22 protein-coding genes are annotated in these 17,745 nt (G+C 44.1%); 9 read left to right on the top strand and 13 right to left on the bottom strand.

Annotated features, from left to right (window positions below; all coding sequences use genetic code 11):
* Positions 1-14 precede the first annotated feature (14 nt).
* Entirely contained in the window at positions 15-962 is a 948-nt protein-coding gene (locus tag H539_RS0117325; protein ID WP_026694557.1) for an ATP-grasp domain-containing protein, read from the top strand.
* A 117-nt stretch (positions 963-1,079) separates the two neighbouring features.
* A complete protein-coding gene (gene proC, locus H539_RS0117320; RefSeq protein WP_026694556.1) occupies positions 1,080-1,895 on the top strand; it encodes a pyrroline-5-carboxylate reductase in 816 nt (271 codons plus the stop codon).
* Between the two features lie 57 nt (positions 1,896-1,952).
* Here the strand turns inward: proC and H539_RS0117315 are convergent, their stop codons facing one another.
* Positions 1,953-2,327: a hypothetical protein gene (locus tag H539_RS0117315; RefSeq protein WP_035323047.1), complete on the bottom strand. Its 375-nt coding sequence runs from the start codon at positions 2,325-2,327 to the stop codon at positions 1,953-1,955.
* Between the two features lie 150 nt (positions 2,328-2,477).
* Between H539_RS0117315 and H539_RS0117310 the strand changes: the two genes are divergently transcribed.
* A complete protein-coding gene (locus tag H539_RS0117310; protein ID WP_026694554.1) occupies positions 2,478-3,374 on the top strand; it encodes a diacylglycerol/lipid kinase family protein in 897 nt (298 codons plus the stop codon).
* A gap of 191 nt (positions 3,375-3,565) precedes the next feature.
* On the opposite strand, the gene H539_RS0117305 is transcribed toward H539_RS0117310, so the two are convergent.
* Positions 3,566-4,984, bottom strand: a complete 1,419-nt coding sequence (locus tag H539_RS0117305) for an amino acid permease (protein WP_035323045.1) — start codon at positions 4,982-4,984, stop codon at positions 3,566-3,568.
* 343 nt (positions 4,985-5,327) lie between these two features.
* Between H539_RS0117305 and H539_RS28940 the strand changes: the two genes are divergently transcribed.
* Complete coding sequence (locus tag H539_RS28940) at positions 5,328-5,618, top strand: hypothetical protein (RefSeq protein WP_155890116.1); 291 nt, start codon at positions 5,328-5,330, stop codon at positions 5,616-5,618.
* A 369-nt stretch (positions 5,619-5,987) separates the two neighbouring features.
* Positions 5,988-6,746, top strand: coding sequence for a Cof-type HAD-IIB family hydrolase (locus H539_RS0117290; RefSeq protein ID WP_026694552.1), 759 nt, complete (start codon positions 5,988-5,990; stop codon positions 6,744-6,746).
* A 39-nt stretch (positions 6,747-6,785) separates the two neighbouring features.
* On the opposite strand, the gene H539_RS32615 is transcribed toward H539_RS0117290, so the two are convergent.
* From H539_RS32615 to H539_RS0117265, 5 genes are all read right to left on the bottom strand, one after another.
* Entirely contained in the window at positions 6,786-6,929 is a 144-nt protein-coding gene (locus H539_RS32615; protein WP_155890114.1) for a hypothetical protein, read from the bottom strand.
* Positions 6,930-6,949: 20 nt separating this feature from the next.
* Positions 6,950-8,170 (bottom strand): S1C family serine protease, encoded by a 1,221-nt coding sequence (locus tag H539_RS0117280; RefSeq protein ID WP_026694551.1) that lies wholly within the window; start codon positions 8,168-8,170, stop codon positions 6,950-6,952.
* Positions 8,171-8,191: 21 nt separating this feature from the next.
* Entirely contained in the window at positions 8,192-9,082 is an 891-nt protein-coding gene (locus tag H539_RS0117275) for a peptidylprolyl isomerase (protein WP_026694550.1), read from the bottom strand.
* A 221-nt stretch (positions 9,083-9,303) separates the two neighbouring features.
* Entirely contained in the window at positions 9,304-10,536 is a 1,233-nt protein-coding gene (locus H539_RS0117270; protein WP_026694549.1) for a sensor histidine kinase, read from the bottom strand.
* Positions 10,537-10,539: 3 nt separating this feature from the next.
* The gene (locus H539_RS0117265) at positions 10,540-11,217 is read right to left on the bottom strand and encodes a response regulator transcription factor (RefSeq protein ID WP_026694548.1); all 678 of its coding nucleotides are present in this window, start codon (positions 11,215-11,217) and stop codon (positions 10,540-10,542) included.
* 351 nt (positions 11,218-11,568) lie between these two features.
* Between H539_RS0117265 and H539_RS0117260 the strand changes: the two genes are divergently transcribed.
* From H539_RS0117260 to H539_RS0117250, 3 genes are all read left to right on the top strand, one after another.
* Positions 11,569-12,123: an RNA polymerase sigma factor gene (locus H539_RS0117260; RefSeq protein ID WP_026694547.1), complete on the top strand. Its 555-nt coding sequence runs from the start codon at positions 11,569-11,571 to the stop codon at positions 12,121-12,123.
* Entirely contained in the window at positions 12,124-12,849 is a 726-nt protein-coding gene (locus H539_RS0117255) for an anti-sigma factor (RefSeq protein ID WP_026694546.1), read from the top strand.
* Positions 12,850-12,942: 93 nt separating this feature from the next.
* Entirely contained in the window at positions 12,943-13,185 is a 243-nt protein-coding gene (locus H539_RS0117250; RefSeq protein ID WP_026694545.1) for a hypothetical protein, read from the top strand.
* A gap of 36 nt (positions 13,186-13,221) precedes the next feature.
* Here H539_RS0117250 and H539_RS0117245 read toward each other — a convergent pair whose 3' ends face one another.
* From H539_RS0117245 to H539_RS0117225, 5 genes are all read right to left on the bottom strand, one after another.
* Complete coding sequence (locus H539_RS0117245; RefSeq protein ID WP_026694544.1) at positions 13,222-13,404, bottom strand: twin-arginine translocase TatA/TatE family subunit; 183 nt, start codon at positions 13,402-13,404, stop codon at positions 13,222-13,224.
* A gap of 39 nt (positions 13,405-13,443) precedes the next feature.
* Complete coding sequence (locus H539_RS0117240) at positions 13,444-14,460, bottom strand: AI-2E family transporter (RefSeq protein ID WP_026694543.1); 1,017 nt, start codon at positions 14,458-14,460, stop codon at positions 13,444-13,446.
* A 157-nt stretch (positions 14,461-14,617) separates the two neighbouring features.
* The gene (locus H539_RS0117235; protein ID WP_026694542.1) at positions 14,618-15,571 is read right to left on the bottom strand and encodes an LCP family protein; all 954 of its coding nucleotides are present in this window, start codon (positions 15,569-15,571) and stop codon (positions 14,618-14,620) included.
* A gap of 270 nt (positions 15,572-15,841) precedes the next feature.
* On the bottom strand, positions 15,842-15,985 hold the full coding sequence (locus H539_RS32440; protein ID WP_169816037.1) for a hypothetical protein: 144 nt from the start codon (positions 15,983-15,985) through the stop codon (positions 15,842-15,844).
* Between the two features lie 187 nt (positions 15,986-16,172).
* Positions 16,173-16,445, bottom strand: coding sequence for a hypothetical protein (locus H539_RS0117225; RefSeq protein ID WP_026694541.1), 273 nt, complete (start codon positions 16,443-16,445; stop codon positions 16,173-16,175).
* Between the two features lie 171 nt (positions 16,446-16,616).
* Here H539_RS0117225 and H539_RS0117220 point away from each other — a divergent pair, with 171 nt between their 5' ends.
* Positions 16,617-17,342 carry a class I SAM-dependent methyltransferase gene (locus H539_RS0117220; RefSeq protein WP_026694540.1) on the top strand — a complete coding sequence of 242 codons (726 nt, stop codon included), beginning with the start codon at positions 16,617-16,619 and terminating at the stop codon, positions 17,340-17,342.
* A gap of 35 nt (positions 17,343-17,377) precedes the next feature.
* Here H539_RS0117220 and H539_RS31650 read toward each other — a convergent pair whose 3' ends face one another.
* Positions 17,378-17,554, bottom strand: coding sequence for a hypothetical protein (locus H539_RS31650; RefSeq protein ID WP_155890112.1), 177 nt, complete (start codon positions 17,552-17,554; stop codon positions 17,378-17,380).
* Positions 17,555-17,745 lie beyond the last annotated feature (191 nt).

Genomic DNA, 17,745 nt, shown 5'->3' with positions numbered 1-17,745 from the left:
GAGGAGGAAGAATCTTGAGTAAATTATATATCATCCATGAAAATACGGAGTGGACAACGCATTTGACCAATCGCCTGGAAGAACTTGGTGTCCCTTATGAAGAAATGTTCCTTGACCGCGGAATCGTCGATCTGACATCAGAGCCTCCGGAAGGCGTTTTTTACAGCAGGATGAGCGCCTCCTCCCATACAAGGGAGCACCGGTATGCACCAGAGCTTACGGAAGCGGTCCTATCCTGGCTTGAAAGCCATGGCCGCAGAGTCATCAATGGCAGCCGGGCTCTAAGACTCGAGCTGAGCAAAGTCAATCAGTATACCGCACTTGAGGCTGCAGGGATTAAAACTCCAAAGACTCTTGCTGCAATAGGCAAGGATGAAATTTTCACGGCAGCCGTGAAGCTGGATACCCCTTCGTTCATTACAAAGCATAACAGAGCGGGCAAAGGCCTGGGCGTCCGTTTGTTCCATTCTCTTGCAGCCCTTGAAGAATATCTGGAAAGCCCGGATTTCGAGGAGCCGGTTGATGGAATTACACTTGTACAGGAATATATCAAATCACCGGAATCTTATATTACCCGCTGTGAATTCATTGGCGGAAAATTTGTTTATGCTGTAAGGGTGGATACTTCAGAAGGCTTTGAGCTCTGCCCGGCTGATGCCTGCCAGATCGGCGATTTATTCTGCCCGGCCGGTGAGGCGGCAGAACAGAAGCCGAAATTCCAGATTATCGAAGATTTCCAGGAAGAAATCATAGAAAAATATGAGAAATTCCTTAAAGCCAATTCCATAGAGGTAGCCGGAATCGAATTTATCCGAAATGAAAAAGGTGAAATTTTCACCTATGATATCAACACCAATACCAACTATAATTCTGAAGCGGAAGCAAAAGCAGGAAAATATGGTATGCTTGAGGCAGCCAAATTCTTCGCGGCCGAGCTCGAAAAGCAGGCTGTTCTAAGCTGATAAGCTTCTTCTCCTGCCCTGTCCAGATGCGGACAGGGATTTTTTTCTTTTCTGTTGTTTCAATCGTCAATAAGAGTATAATAACTCCCATATCCCAAAAAGAACGAGGTGCAGGAATTGAATCATAAGATAGGCTTTATTGGCTGTGGAAAAATGGCACAGGCCATGATTGAAGGAATGCTGGCAAAGGAAACGGTCACTCCTGGCCAGATTACAGCCAGTGCGTCTTCTGACACAACACTTGAGCATGTAAGAAATAAATTTGGCATACATACAACCCTTCGCAATGCCGAAGTCACGGCTCAGTCGGATATTATCTTTTTAGCCGTTAAACCGGATCTTCACCGCAAGATTATCGAGGAAATAACCCCTTCCCTTAAAAAGGAAGCTGTGGTGGTTACCATTGCTGCAGGAATCTCCCTTGCTTTTATGCAGCAGGAGCTGGGCCAGGAGGCAAAGGTCATCAGAACCATGCCGAACACACCTTCACTTGTCGGAGAAGGCCTGAGTGCAATCTGCCCAAATACAAATGTATCTCCCAAGGAACTCCAGGATATCCTGGAACTGTTTAATAGTTTCGGAAAAACGGAGGTCCTGAAGGAAGAACTGATGGATTCAGTCCCAGCTATAAGCGGCTCTTCACCCGCTTATGTGTATATGATGATCGAGGCACTGGCCGATGGAGGCGTAAGGGACGGCATCTCAAGGAAACAGGCCTATACGATGGCCGCACAGGCAGTGCTCGGCGCGGCCAAAATGGTCCTTGAGACCGGCATGCATCCCGGTGAGCTAAAGGACCATGTATGCACTCCAGGCGGTTCCACCATCCAGGCAGTGGCCGCGCTTGAACAGCATAACTTCCGCTCCGCCATCCTTACTGCCATGAAAAGCTGTACAGAGAAATCGAAGGAACTGCAGAAGGAAAACTCCTAAAACGTTGATGATAGGATAAAAAGTCATTAAAAAAGCTGCCGCAGTATGGCAGCTTTTTTAATCCAAAAACACCAAGCTGATATCTTCAAATTCAATGGTCACGGTATCCTGCCCAAACTCGGATTTTATTCTTTTGGTAAGGGTGATGACGGCCTCCTTCCAGGCATTGATATCCTTGACATACTCATGATTGGCGCTTGCCGTAAAGGTGACTGTGTCCTCTCCTCCCTGGGGACATCCCCATTTCGTATGATAGACCGTCTTACTTTGATGGGCCGCCGCTGATACATAGATCTGCGTTTCTTCATATAACTCAGCCGCCAGTCTCTGCCAAGCCTCGGCTGCCTTCTGAAGTGTATGGCGCACCCGGTTTTCTCCGTATCCGCTGTTAATCCCTAATACGATGGACGCCCTTAACGATTTTTGCTCCATGCATTCCCCTCCTCTTCTAATCTGCTGACTATATATTCCCCAGTTTCCGGACATCAAGTCCTTTAGTTTTTTCTTTTCCGTTTATTCTTCAGGCAATCGAGGTAACTCATTAATGCATGCTAATTTAATTATTGAATGGAGACTAAAAATATGGCGAAAGCTATGCTGATCGTTAATCCCTCATCCGGAAAGGAAAAGGCCGCCGAATATAAAATTGAGGCTGAAGAAGCACTTAAAAGCATATATGAAGAAATCGACATGAAAGAAACAGCCAAGGAAGGCGATGCCGCCGATTTTGCAAGAAATGCCTGCAGCAGTGAATATGAGGCAGTTATAGCCATGGGAGGGGATGGAACCATCAATGAGGCTGTCAACGGTCTTGCCGAACAGACGGACAGGCCAAAATTCGGGCTGATTCCCATGGGGACGGTCAATGATTTCGCCAGGGCTCTGAAGATCCCCCTGAAGCCTTCGGAAGCCATTGAAATACTGAAGGCTCAGAGCATAAGACCCGTGGATATCGGCCAGATAAACGACAGGTATTTTATGAATGTTCTGGCAGTCGGAGCGATCGCTGAAGCTTCTTATAATGTGACACCCGAACAGAAAACCAAGTTCGGCCCCTTCGCATATGTAATGGAGGGAATCAAGGCATTTATAAAAAAGACTCCGTTTGAGCTGTCCATTAAACATGAGTCAGGCACTTGGGAAGGCTCTGCTTACTTGATGCTCGCTTCCCTCACCAATTCTGTGGGCGGATTTGAATCATTCAATCCAGAAGCCAGAGTAAATGACGGCAAATTCCATATTTTTGTGCTCAAGGACTTTTCTATCCCCAATCTGTTTACAATCATCCCAGGTTTATTAAAAGGAGAATTAAAAGAGCACGATTCAGTTGAATATATCCGGTCATCGTTTATAGAGGTATCCAGCTCTGAAAACCTTGCTGTCAATATTGATGGTGATGAAGGGACTCCCCTTCCTTTTGATGCCCAGGTGCTAAAGAGTCATTTGAATATCTTTGTACCCCGAAGAAAGAATGAATAAAAAGGAGGGTTCCCAGCTGGTTCTTGCCGGGAACTTTTGAGCCTTGATTCTTGTTAAGACCTTCAGATACCTGAAATTTTTTCTGTCTGCTAAACTTCCATCATTCAACAATCTGCTATAATAAACGGACTATTAGGCTTTTCTACCGCAAAAAAACGATCAGGAAAATTCCTGATCGTTTTTTATTCATGTTAATAGTCTTCCCGTTCTTTAAGGACAGTTTTAGGGGTATTTTTCGGCTTCATAAGAATCGGATAAATGACAAGGCCGACTGCAAATAAGCCAATTCCAAGGAAGAAGGTTTTTAAATCAGCTGTTCCGGTTTTAATGACCCATAGAGAGTAAACTAAAGCCAGGATGGTGATAATTCCGTCTCTTACCCGCTCTGCTGCTGATGTATACGTTTCAGCAGTGATCACAAGCTTCAATGCATAGATCGCTGAAACCAGATACGGAATCAAATAAGCAAGGGTTGCCACGACAATGGCAAAGTTATAAGCTTTGCTGATCGTTGCTGAAATGGTAGCGAAAAGGAAAATCTGTGTCAGGATATTAGTGACCAGTAATGAACCGATCGGTGCACCTTTTTTATTCGTTTTCCCAAAGAATGCAGGGAAAATTCCTTGCTTGGCTGCCTGATAGGGAACCTCAGAGCTTACGACAATCCAGCCTACAGCAGCACCGAAGAGAGAAACCAACGCAAGGAGAGCCACAATGCTGGCAGCGCTGCTGCCGATTGCCATATCCAGAGCATCGACCAATGGTTTTTGGGAAGCCTGAAGTTTATCAAGCGGAAGCACTCCCATAGTAAGAGTAGTAATTCCTACATAAATTAAGACTGCAACCAATAAGCCCAGCAGGGTAGCCTTTTTAACATCTTTTTGAGACTTGGCACGGTTCGAGAGCATGACTGCTGCCTCGATTCCGACAAATGCCCATAGGGTGGAGATCGCCGCTGAGTTTACCTGCCCGCCAAGACCAACAGCATGCCCTTTTTCATCGCTGAAAGAAGTTCCTGAGAAGACACTGCTTGCATCAAAAACAGCAAGTGTCAATATGACAAATAACGCAAAGCCAATGACTTTTGCAGCAGTTGCCGCAAAATTAAGCTTGCCAGAAGAGTTAAAGTTGCGGCTGACGATGAATTGAATTCCCCACAGAAGCACTGAGCAGACGATAAGAGTCAATAGCTTTCCTGCCTCTAAATCAAAGCTGCCGATTGTCATAAGAACTTTCTTGCTTTCGAGAACCGGGAAGAAAGTGGATAAATAGCCGGCAAAGGAAATGATGACCGAAGCAGTCGCTGCCCAGTTGGCCGCCCAATAGCCCCAGGCCATGCTGTAGCCTGCTGTTTTTCCTGCTTTTTCAGATTTGAACAGATTCATGGCATAGCTTTGCGGCCCAGTCTTTAACTCTGGCTTTCTAGTAGATAAATTACCGAATACAAGGGCAATCATAAGAACCCCGATACCCGTTACTCCCCAGGCAAAGATCGTGCCCAGAGGACTTGAAACTAAAGATAAATTTGCCGGCAGCATAAACACCCCGCTGCCTACCATGTTCCCTATTACAAAGGTTGTCAGAATCCACAAACCCCATTGTTTATTCATTAATATCGCACCTTTTGATTTATTCTAGATGATCCTAGTCCATAAGTATTAACAACGATATTAACTATAACATAATCCTTTAGTTTGGTAAAGTGGTAGAGAAATAAAAGTCCATTGCCAACTTTTGGTTAGGAAGGACAGTCCCCCTTTCCGTATTTTCCACTGTTTCCCTAAGTGTCCTCCTGAAGCCGTAAAAAGGCCTGAAGCCAAGTGATTCGTAGTAGGTATGGGAATCGCTTGCTGCCAGCATTTCCTGTTTCCCTTAAACATTCAAGGGTAAATAGGAGCTATGAGTAATTATAATCTCTTTAGGAAATGTTATAAATATCCAAAGGAGGAATACATGATGACTAAACACGATGATGAATATATTTCCGACGAGCAGGCTTCCGAGGGCATGAATGAGATTTTTGAGATCATCAACGCCAAAGGAGATGAAGGGGAATTGAGGGAAATCGTCAAGAACCGCCGTCCGGACAGTTCCCAGGAAAGTGAATTCACACAGGCAGAATCCGCTTATCAAAGCATTCAGCCCAGCCAGGGTGCCCCCTCTGAGCATAATTTAACCTGCAGCGAAGAGTTATTTTACACTGATTTACGGGCGATTGCTGAGGATTCCTCACGAGAAGACTGATAAAAGTCATGATAAAAATAACAATTTCAGCACAGACAAAAAGCTGCACGATCGCTTCCCTGCCGGTAAAAAATTCATCACTGCCTAATAATTATGATTACGATTCTAGGCGACTTCCGTTTTTTGCGGCAGTCCCTTTTTCTTTCAGGAGGTACCGCTCCGCTTCATCCTAATATGGTCTGCTTCTGGCTGGATAAGGAGAGAGATGGATGGATAAACGGAATAAGGATGGCACCCTGCTTTTGGGAAATCTCGGAATGTTTCAGGAAATTTACTTAATCTAGTTTTCCACAGCCTTCATTTGGATTTTGACCTTCATGCTTTGCTATAATTTTATGGAAGGCAGAACTTAAAGAACAGATGGAAAGGATGGATCAGGTGGGAGAGGACAAGAATATCAGGCTGATAGCCCTGGATATGGATGGCACTTTATTGAATGAGAAACAGGAAATTTCCCAGGAAAACATAAAGGCGATAACAGAGGCCCAGGAAAAGGGGGTTCATGTGGTACTTAGTACCGGTCGTGCTCTTGCGTCATGCAGGGAGCTTTCAAAGTCACTGAACTTATCTTCCTATCTTGTTACGGTGAATGGCAGCGAAGTATATGATGAAAAAGGCAGGCTCATCCAGAGAAATAGAATCGATAACGAGCATATCAGAATGATGCATGAGCTTTCCAAAAAGTATAAAACCCGGATCTGGGCCGTAACAACGGAAAAGGTCTGGTACGAAGGATTTCCCGAGGATATCGAGGCTCATGAATGGCTTAAATTCGGCTTTGATACAGAGGACGACGAAACCAGGAATATCATCCTGGATACACTCAAAAAGACAGAGGCGCTGGAAGTCAGCAACTCCAGTCCTACCAATATTGAAGTAAATGCGCTCGGCATCAACAAAGCCAAAGCCTTAAAGCATGTCTGCGAACGGCTTGGTATCCAAATTAAGGAAATGATGGCGGTTGGCGACAGCCTTAATGACATTGCCATGATCACAGAAGCCGGAGTCGGTGTAGCAATGGGCAATGCCCAGGATGCCGTGAAAGAGGCAGCCGACTGGGTAACCGGCACCAACACAGAGCACGGTGTCGCACAAGCCATCAGGCACTGGGTATTAAAGAAAGGCTGATCGTAAAAAAACCGGATCTGTCCCGATCCGGTTTTCGTTTCATATCCATTTATATTTTAATTCCTGATAGGCGGCTGGTCCTTCTTTACTCAGCTCATCGGGCCATATAGAAACGACCTGAAGCAGCTCTCCATCCACGCTCTGCTCGACGTTTTCTCCTATCCAGATTTTCATCGCCTGCACAGTGTTCACTTCCCCGCTTTTTAATTTTGCTGATCTACGGACAGTGTCATTTGTGTGGTTTTCTTTTGTCCGTTACGGTAATATTCAACCGTGATTCTGTCGCCAATTTTGGTCTTTGTATAAAGGAATTTCCTTAAGCCTACAGCATTTTCAATCTTTTGGCCGTTCAGCGCTGTGATGACGTCGCGCTCCTGTATACCAGCTCTTGCTGCTGGGGAATTAGGGCCGACCTGCAGTACTACGACACCGCTCTTCACACTCTGAGGAAGCCGCAGGTATTGCTGTCGGTCATCAAGCGAAATTTCATCAAGGGATTTATTTCCGATTCCCATATATGGACGATTGACCTTCCCATCCTTTTCAAGAGAGTTAATGATAGGTAGAGCTGAATTGACCGGGATGGCAAATCCGATGCCCTCGACTCCCTGTTCTGCGATTTTCATGGAGTTGATCCCAACAAGCTGGCCAGCCATATTAATCAGCGCCCCTCCGCTGTTCCCCGGGTTAATGGAGGCATCCGTCTGGATAACATCCGCTTCCCAGTCATAGGACTGGTCCTGGTTAATGTCGATAGGGATTTCCCTCTGCGGATTGCTGACAATCCCTTGAGTGATGGAATAATCCAAATAGCCTAATGGATTCCCGATTGTGGCTACAGGCTCACCCGGCTTCAGCGCATTGGAGTTTCCAAGCTCTGCCGCTTTAGGGAGATTTCTGCCTTGGATTTCAAGAACAGCCAGATCCATCAATGGATCAGCGCCAAGAATTTTCGCTTTTAGCTTCGTTTTATTCTTCAGGCTGACTTCAACCTGGCTGGCTCCTTCAATTACGTGGTTATTGGTTACAATATAAGCCTTATTTCCGTCTTTTTTATAAATGACTCCGGAGCCTGTGCTGCTTTCCTTCAGCTGGCCGTCTCCGCCAAAGGAGTTATCCTGCTGATAGTTATTGACTCCGACTACAGAGTCAATGGTCTTACTCACGGCGTCCGTGAAATTCACGTTTTTAACATTTACGGTTTGGACATTAGCTGGGGCTGAACTAGTATTCGTTGACTGCTGCACGGTGGACTTTTCAGCCGAAACACCCTGTTTCATAAGGTATGGCTGGCAGACCATCATGATGACAACTCCCAAAACGGCCCCTACAAGACCTATTAAGAAATATCCTCTGTAGGATCTGCGGTAAATCTTCCTTAACGGTTCATGCTGGTTATCATTTTGACTATCATAGTAACCCATTTAAATCAGCTCCTGTTTGATTTATGCGTTTCCTTTATTATCTAAATAGTTTTTGATTTTATATTTTTTCTTAGTCTTCTCGAGCCAGCTGTCGTATGTGCTCTGGACCTTTTGATCGATTACGGCCTGCTTGATGGCTTCTTTATGATCTTCAAATACCGCAGGCTTGGCCGCCTTATGATCCACAACCTTTATGATGTGATAGCCATATTCAGTCTTAACCGGGTCCGAAATTTCCCCTTTCTTTAAGGAGAAGGCTTTATCTTCGAAAGCCTTGGTCATTTTTCCCTTAGAAAAGTATCCTAAGTCGCCGCCCTTATCTTTCGTTGTATCCGTGGAGTATTTCTTGGCGAGCTCTTCAAAGCTTCCGCCTTCATCAAGCTTCTTCTTTACCTCATCTGCGGTTTTCTTGTCTTTCACAAGGATGTGGGATGCCTTGACCTGTTCCGCCTGTGCAAAGGAGTCTTTATTTTGGTTGAAGTAATCCTTCATTTCCTGATCGGTTACTTTAATATCCGGCGCCATCAGCTTTTTGATTTCAAGGTTCACCTTGAGATCACCCTTTAAATCATCGGCCGTAAGACCTGAATTCGCAAGCTGGCTCTTAAGAGCATCTTCCCCGCCGTATTGCGCCTCAAGCTTTTTCAATTCAGCGTCAACCTCTTTGCTGGAAACCTTGACATTCTTCTTGTCAGCCTCCATTTTTACCATCTTCTCAGTAATTAAAGAGTTAAGCATGGCCGCTCCATTCTGCTTGTACAGCTTGTCATACAGCTCCTGCTTGGTGATATTGTCTCCATTCACGCTCGCAGCCTTATCCTTATCGCTCGAGCAGCCTGCTCCGACTGCAGCCACACCTCCTATAACCATGGTTAATATAATTGCCCTTCCGGCACGTGTCATTTTATTCATCAATTAATCCCCTTCTCTTTCTTTGTGACTCTATTAAACAACGTAATCCTTAACTTTATCTTAACGATGGAAAATATTTTAAATTTTTAGCAGTATTTTTAAGTACATACAGGAGGCTCACTGCCCGCCCTGCGGAAAACGAACATCCTGGAGCAGAAATCAACCTCTTTACTGCCAGCATAACCTACAAAAAAACACCCTCCGGCCCAGGAGAGTGCTGATCATATTTTCTTTTGGTTTTTTGGAAATATAACATCGATGAGTGTTCCTTTCCCCGGGGAACTCTTGACTTTAAAGGAGCCGCTGTGGTTATCCGCAATCCACTTTGCGATCGACAGGCCAAGACCTGCGCCCTCCTGGGAGGTACGTGAAGAATCCACCTGGAAGAAACGGTTAAATATTTTCGGGATGTTTCCAGCTTCAATGCCTATGCCGTTATCTTTGACCGAGAGAACGACAGACAGAGAATCCTTCCGGCAGGACAGCTCAATTTCTCCGCCCTCTTCCGTATATTTCAGCGCATTGTCCACCAAGATGACAATCAGCTGATGAATTCTCTCCTTGTCTCCCATAAACATGACAGGCTCAACTTTTCCCTCCTTGATGGTTTTATCCTGAAATGCTGCAATATCCGAGTACTGCTCAATGATTTCACGTATAAGTGAATCCAGCGAGAAGTTTTCCTTGTTCACAGCCACTCTGCCTGTATCGGACTTTGCAAGTGTCAGGAGGCTGGCAACAAGCTTATTAAGCCTTCGTGCTTCTTTTGAGATAATGGAAATATCCACCGCCTTTTCCTCAATGGTGGCGGAAGGCGATCGAAACAGCATTTCCGTCCTCGATTGGATGACTGATAAGGGAGTCCGAAGCTCATGGGAGGCATCGGAGACAAACTGCTGCTGATTGTCCCATGCCCTTTGGATCGGAACCAGGGCACGGCCCGCAAGAAAGAAGCCGGCAAGGATGGCAAACAGGATCCCGATTCCCCCGCCGATGATCAAGATCAGAACGAGCCGGTCTAATACTTTTTTCTCAGCAGTAACCAGGCGGACCACCTGAATTTTGGCCGGCCCCACCTCAGTCGTCAGGCTTCTAAATGTATAGTTTTTAACCGAAAACTCTTCAATTTTATTCCTTTTAGAAGAATAAAACTTTTTCTGATTTGCCACGAAAAACGGAGAAGGTTCGGAAAATTCCTCAATTAGTTTATTATCCTGGTTCCAGACCAGCACATAGGTGCTAGGGTCTTTATTATCAGGAACATTAACATGAAAGACATCGGAGCCTGCCGCCGTCACCGAAACTCGCTGCATGAGCAAATGCAGAGATTCATTTGCACCCTTATATACCTGTGATTCCATATAAAAGTAGATCGCCCTGCCGAGAAAAATAAGGATGATGATAAACACGATCGAATTGAGCAGTGTGAGCTGCAGCCTTGTTTTACGGAACATCTTCTACTCCTCTTGCTGCTTCAGCATATACCCGATGCCGCGTACGGTCTGGATATCCTTATGATAGTGAAATGGCTCTAGCTTTTTCCGCAAGTGATGGATAAAGACTTCCACAATCACAATGGTCGTATCAGAATCAAAGCCCCATATGCGGTCAAAAATTTGTTCACGGGTTAAAATTTTGCCCTGATTCTGGATGAGGTATTCCAGCAGCTCATACTGCTTCAGTGTCAGCTTAATTGGCTGCCCCTTAACAACGACATCATTTTCCTTTCCTGTCATTTCAATTTCCCGGTAGCGGACGCCCTGGTCGATCCCGAGTGCACCGCTCCTGCGAAGAAGCGCCCTGAGCCTCGCCTTCAGTTCAGGAGACTGAAAGGGTTTGACGAGATAATCATCCCCTCCATACTCCAGCCCCTTCACCCGGTCTTCCAGCGAATCCTTGGCTGTTAAGAAAAGCACCGGAGTCGCCACCTTCTCTTTTCGAATCTGCTGAACAATCTCAAAGCCGTCCATGCCAGGGAGCATCACATCCAGCACAATCGCATCATATATTCCCTGCTGTGCATAAAATAATCCATCATCCCCATCACTTGCTGTATCCACCTCAAATTCATCCGAAAGAAAGTCCCTAATAGACTCCAGCAGGGAGAGATTATCCTCTACCACCAATATTTTCAACATAATATGACCTCCTGTTACTCTATCCCTTTTAGTAAAATCATTTTTTCAGCTCTTATTAAAACCGGAGATACCGGTGGATTAAGCATGCTTATAAAGTGGTTATTTTTTAAACAGGTTGATTGGAACGGAAGATAAAAAGACTTCCTAATTACATACAGTGTACCAAATACAGCCAAAAAAAAGCTAAACCTGCGGCACGACCATTATAAAATCCGGTTCTTAACTTTTACTTAACCGAAAAAAACAGCTCGATTTATCATCCAAAACAGGCTTGTAATCGTTATCTATAGTAGAAGGAAATTCCTTCTGTTAATATACAACTATATTAACGATTAAAAGGAGCTGCATATGCCCGATTTACAGGACGTCCAACTATACCAGAGGATTTTGCAGAGAGATAAAAACTCTCTTGAAATGCTCTATATTCGGTATGAAAAACTTATTTATTCGTTTATCTATAAAATGACCCAAAATCCCGAGATTTGCGAAGAAGTGATTCAGGAAGTGTTCCTCAAACTGTGGCGGAATCATTCCACCTACTCAGAGGATAAAGGGAAATTCTCCTCCTGGCTGTTGACCCTGACCAGGAATACAGCGCTTGATATCTTAAGGAAGCGGAAAAAAGAGACTCCGTATGAATATATCGAAACGGAAGCGTCCGAAGCTGCCGGTGAGAGTGCCGAAGATCTCGCGGAATGGAAGGAAAGGGGCAGTCTGATCAGGCGGGCTGTTTCTACATTAAAAGATGACCAGAAAAGAGTGATTGATCTGTTTTATTTTAAAGGCCTTACTCAGAGTAAAATCTCTGAGGTGACAGACCTGCCCCTGGGGACGGTTAAAGGGCGGATACGGCTTGCATTGAAGCATTTAAAGGACTTTATGGACCGGGAGGAGGAAATATAAATGGCTGAGCTCTGTGATACACTCATTGATTACCTGAACGGGCATCTATCCCCTGCTGAAAAACAACAGTTTGAAGAGCATTTGAAAACCTGCAGTGAATGCAGGGCAGAACTTGAATTATGGAATTCTGTTTCAGAAGACCTTATTTTCCAGTCTGAGCCTGTCTCCCCTCCTGAAGGAATGAAAGAAAGAGTTTTGGCTGGTATTTTTGGGGAAGAGGAAAAAACAGAAAACGAAAATCTGATTCCGCTGCCAAAGAAGACCCATAGAAGAAAAGGGTGGATGATGCCCGCAATGGCTGCAGCCCTGCTGATCTCGCTTGGGGCCAACGTTTACCTGCTGAATACAGATAAAAAACCCAGCCCGTCCGAGACGGCTTCTCCATCCGTAGGAAAAGTAGAGAACTATATTTCACTCCAGCCTGTAAAAAGCCAGGCCACCGGAACAGCTTCCATCCTGAAGCAGAATGGCAGGCTGAGTATAGTCGTACAAGCTTCACAGCTTAACGAATTAAGAGATAAAGAAGTATACCAGGTATGGCTGATCAAAGAAAATAAACCATACCGGGCCGGCACCTTCGTTTCCACAGGGAAGGGTGAAGGAACAGTTGTATTCCAGCTCAGCAAGGATATGCTGAAAAACTGGGATACAATCGCGATCACCCTTGAACCCAATGCGGACAGCCAAACACCAAAGGGCAGCATGGTGCTTGCCTCCCATCTGTAATACGAAAGATACGTATACAAAAAGGGTGCTGGCCCAATACAAGGCCTGCACCCTTTTAGTTTCTGCTCAACCCGAAACGGGTAAAAGCCTAAGATGGAACTCATAAAATGGTCTTACTCAAGACGGAACCATATCAAAGCCTCATTTTCTTCACATCCAGATACAAAGATCATTTTCAGGAGGATACGAGGCTTTTATTTTGCCTACGGGATGGAATGGTCTGATTTGGATCCTTCTGTAAAAAAAGAAGATTTGGAACAGATGGAGCTTTTGTTAAACAGGGAGCTCGGAAGTGAAGAGGAATACTTAACCCGGAAATCCTTCAAGCAGGAATGAAAAACGGCTGACCCTAATGGATCAGCCGTTTTTCATTTACATTCTCTTATCCTTTTCTTCTTCCTTGAAGTCTTCGATTGCTTCTCTCGATGATTTTTTAAATTCCTTTAATGTCTGTCCCAGGGACCTTCCGATTTCCGGGAGCTTTTGCGGGCCGAATACGACTAGTGCAATGACTAAAATCAGAATTAAACCAGGAAACCCGATGTTGGAAAACATACTTTAACCCCTTTGTTAACCGAATGATATCCGGTAATATTATGTTTCGTAGTCTTTAACATCCAAAATATCAAGAAGAAATATAAAGATGGGAATACCGATGATCAAACCCCAAACCCCTAAAAAATGCTCAGAGAAAATCAGGATCAAAAAAGTGTAAAATGCTGGGAGGTTAGTCTTGGCAGACATGAACTTAGGATTCAGCACATACGCCTCCAGAGCATGAAGCACCACAATCATAATAAGCACAGACACAACCTTCATGCCGCCTCCAATGCTATAAGCAATGGTTACCAGCGGAACAAGGGAAACAAACACACCTGCTACGGGAATCAGTCCAAGGAAGAAGATCATGATTCCAAGTCCAATAAGCTGCGGGAAGCCTAAAGCCCATAGGGCAATGGTGGATAAGAACGCATTCACAAAAGCTATCGTGAATTGTACTTCAATGACTTTACCAAAGGTGTTTACAAACTTTTTCCCAAAATACTCAAGTTCACCGAAGAATGCGCCAAACTTTCCGTGCTTAAAGCTTGATGAGAATTTTAGAATTCTTCTTTTTTCGAGAAGGAAAAACAAGCTCAAAATGATGGCAAGCAGCACCTGAATGCTAGCTTTTCCAAGATTGGTCACATATGCATAGATTGCATTAAAGTGTTTCTGGATATCATCAGGAGTGACAACCTTCTTTGACATCTCAAGAGCGTAGCGGATCGTCCGGTTATCCGGCGGATGATCGTAAAAGTAAAGAATCTGCTTGATCAATGTTGAAACCTGGGCTATAACGACCGGTATGTATTTCCAGATCACTACCACAAGACAGACCACTACTATACAATATAACAGGATTACAATTAAATTGGAATTTGCAGGAACAATCTTTCTGAGTCGGTTGGTAATAAGATCCTGCAGCCTTCCCATGAGAAATGAGAAAATAAAGGTGAATAACAGAAGGTTCAGCATGCTTTTAATGCTGAAAATAAAAACAATTAAAACTAAAAGTGTGATAAAACGCAGAAATCCTTTACTCTGGATTAATTCTTTGGCCCAGTTCATAAATCCTCTATCTCCTATTCCTACTGGATCTTCATAAAAAAACTTTCCCTTAAGTATATCAAAAATTCGACACGTATCGTAGTTCTTTTTATATTTTAAAGTCTGCAAAAAAGGGATAGCAAAAGCTATTCCCTTTTTTACATTATAGTCCACCTTTTCAGGAGTTAGAATCTAAAAATTGTTTCAGCTCCTGCTTGTTTTTCTCCATGTCTATTTCTAATACAAGACCTTCAGGATATGGATATCGTGCATCTCTATAAGAACCGTCTACCGGAATCCGGAAATCTTGAGTAGGCTTTGTGTTCCCGAATAGAACATCCTTGCTCAAAGAGAAAATCGTTTTTGAATCAATATTGGTATCGACATAAGGAGTTATGACTCCAATCAGCTTGGGAAGTTTCACAATGCTGCTTGCACTCATGGCTTCCTCCTTAAGCTTTCCAATTACCTCCTGCTGTCTTTTTACCCTTCCGAAGTCTCCTTCGTTATCCTTCCGGAAGCGGACATACCCTAACAGCTTTTTTCCATGAAGCACCTGTCTGCCCGGCTGTAATGTCATACCGATTCCTTTTGACATCCTATGAGGCACGTCCACCTCAATACCATCCGGTGCCACAATATCCACCACTTTAGAGAAGCCTTTAAAATCAACGATAGCGTAATAGTTGATATCAAGATCAAAATTCTCTTTTATGGTCTGCCTTAAAAGCTCAGGCCCGCCAATGGAAAAGGCTGCATTGATTTTATGCTTCCCATGTCCAGGGATCTCAACAAAAGTATCCCTCATAAAAGAAACCAGTTTTGGGATATGATTGTCCTGGTCATAGTGGGCGACCATAATGGAATCAGAAAGTCCCCCTCCTTCTCCACGGGTATCACTCCCAATCAGCAGCACGTTCATTTCACCGTAATGAACCTCTTCTCCCTGAAAGCTTTCCTTATTCTTCTCAGCTTGCTTTGTATTTTTTGTGTCTGCCATTTTTAGGCCCTGATTGTATTGATAAAATATATAACCGCCGGCTCCCACAATGGCCAGCAAAAGAATCCATAATATCCATCTCGACTTTTTATGTTTCTTCTTCTTTTTTCCCCGCTCTTCTACCCGTCCCATAAAGCACCTTCCATATCTTTAAATACCTTACATGTCATTTTTGTCTATTGATTCGCGAAATTTGTAAAACAAAGATAGTTTTAATTATACAGACTTATTAATAAAATCAAAGCTCTTTTAAAAGCTAATTTCGCAAATTTTGTTGAACAATCGCGCAGAAATCCCTGCCAACACGATTTGTGAAAGCAGCCTTCAGCTTTAAAAAGCCTGTACTTCCCAATAATAGTACTTTATGTCTATACATGACAATAGAATTTTTCCGGTCTTCTGTTAACTGGGGTCCACCTCGTCCCAGGATAATGTAGTCACATGGGTAGACTCCCCTTTTTTAATCTCCTCTTTTGTTGCTTCCCGATCCAAAAACTGATCATTATCAAGGCCTGGGGCCACTGTAGGTTCATTCTTCTTATTCATGAATCTTCACTCCTTTACCTTACTTTTTCCTTAATTATGTTTTTTTATCAGTATATTTTTTATGAGATGGAGAGATTCAACAGAAGACCCCTTACTGCCTCAGGGGGAGGAAAAAGCAGAATCCTGCCACTAAAAGGAAGCATTAAAAAAAGCCTGTTTCTTCAAATACAGGCTTTCTCTCAAGAATTCAAAAGAATAAAAATGGAATAAACGCCAAGGCGGCGATGGCTCCAAGGGCTACGCCCCAGCCAAATCCATAGCCCCAGCCTCCCCAGCCGTATCCATATCCGCCATATCCATATCCTCCATAGTTTCTGGGGGAACCTCCTAACGGCCTTAAAAATACCCTGTTCCGATCCACTCTAGTTATGATGCCTCTGTGAATTCTTCCGTTATGGGTCCTTATTTCAACAGCTCTGCCTATGCCGGACTGACATTGGTTGTAAAAACGTGCTGACATTCTCTGCACCTCCTGATGTTTGAGATTCCTTATCAGGGTATGTCCATCGATCGAAGTTGGACTAGTCATGCAACCAATAACTTGACCCATTTTATGGATAAACCTAACCAAGGCAGGATTGGCCGCATAAAATAGCAAGACAAAACAAGGCTGCAGAGGAGAAGATACATTGTGAATCGTTCATATCAGGATGCATTAGCCTATTATGGCATTGAAGGAGCTCATCCGGGAAGCCTGGGGTTAACCAAACAGCTGCTTCAGAATGAAGCCATCGGACCAAAAACCAGGCTGCTTGATGCAGGATGCGGGACCGGTCAGACTTCTGCTTATATCTCCAAGAATTATCCATGCAGGGTGTATGCGATTGACAGCCATCCTGAGATGGTGAAGAAGGCTTATTCTAGATTCGAAGCCGAAGGGCTTCCTGTGAGGCTTCGTCAGTCGAGCATCGAGCACATGCCCTTTAAAAGTGAGAAATTTGATATGATTCTGGCTGAATCCTCCACCGCTTTTACAACTGTACCCAAAGCGCTTTCCGAGTATCATCGCGTCTTGAAAAAGGAGGGAGTACTCCTTACCATCGATATGGCCGCTCGGGGCCTCAGCGCACGCGCAAGAGAAGAAGTGAGAAGATTTTATGGCGTCCATGAGGTGCTTACGCCAGAAGAATGGACCGCTTATTTTAAAGAAGCTGGCTTTAGGGGGATTTCTGTACTTAAAACTTCAACCATCAATGAAGAGCTTGCAAGCTATGATCCCGGCCGTCTTCCTGCCAATCTGGGAGCACAAGGCTCCATGCCAAGCCCCGTCTATGATGGAATTATGAAAAAGCACCAGCAAATCTCCATGGTCTATGGAAATCAGCTTGGCTATTGCGTATTCCGCGTAACCAAATAAGTAAAGCCCGAATGCTATTGCACCCGGGCTTTAGATTATAAAATATTTAAAGCTGTCCCTGTAACGTCAAATTCCAGCTTCTTACTTACATCTGCATTTAATAGAGCACTTTCATCCAACAGGTTTTGGGAAATATGAAATGCATGCTTATCCCCTATCTTTGTAAGTGCTTCTTGCTCTTCTTTATGCCAATAATTACTTGATGTATTCATTTTTAACCAACTCCTTGGTAGTGGGATACCATAACTATGAAGACAGGGTTCCCATGAATACGTGTTTCATTCAGTATCACCTGGACTAAAAATCGCCTCGTCATTTTCTTTGTTCCAAAAAGCTCTTAATGTACTCATTTGCTAACCATCTCCTTCATCAGGATTTGTTTATCGCTTGAATACCCGCTTTT

The organism is Peribacillus kribbensis DSM 17871, assembly GCF_000430765.1.
In the GTDB taxonomy this organism is placed as follows: domain Bacteria; phylum Bacillota; class Bacilli; order Bacillales; family DSM-1321; genus Paraperibacillus; species Paraperibacillus kribbensis.
The sequence above is the reverse complement of the archived record's forward strand: the minus strand, read 5'-3'. Positions and strand labels throughout refer to the sequence as shown.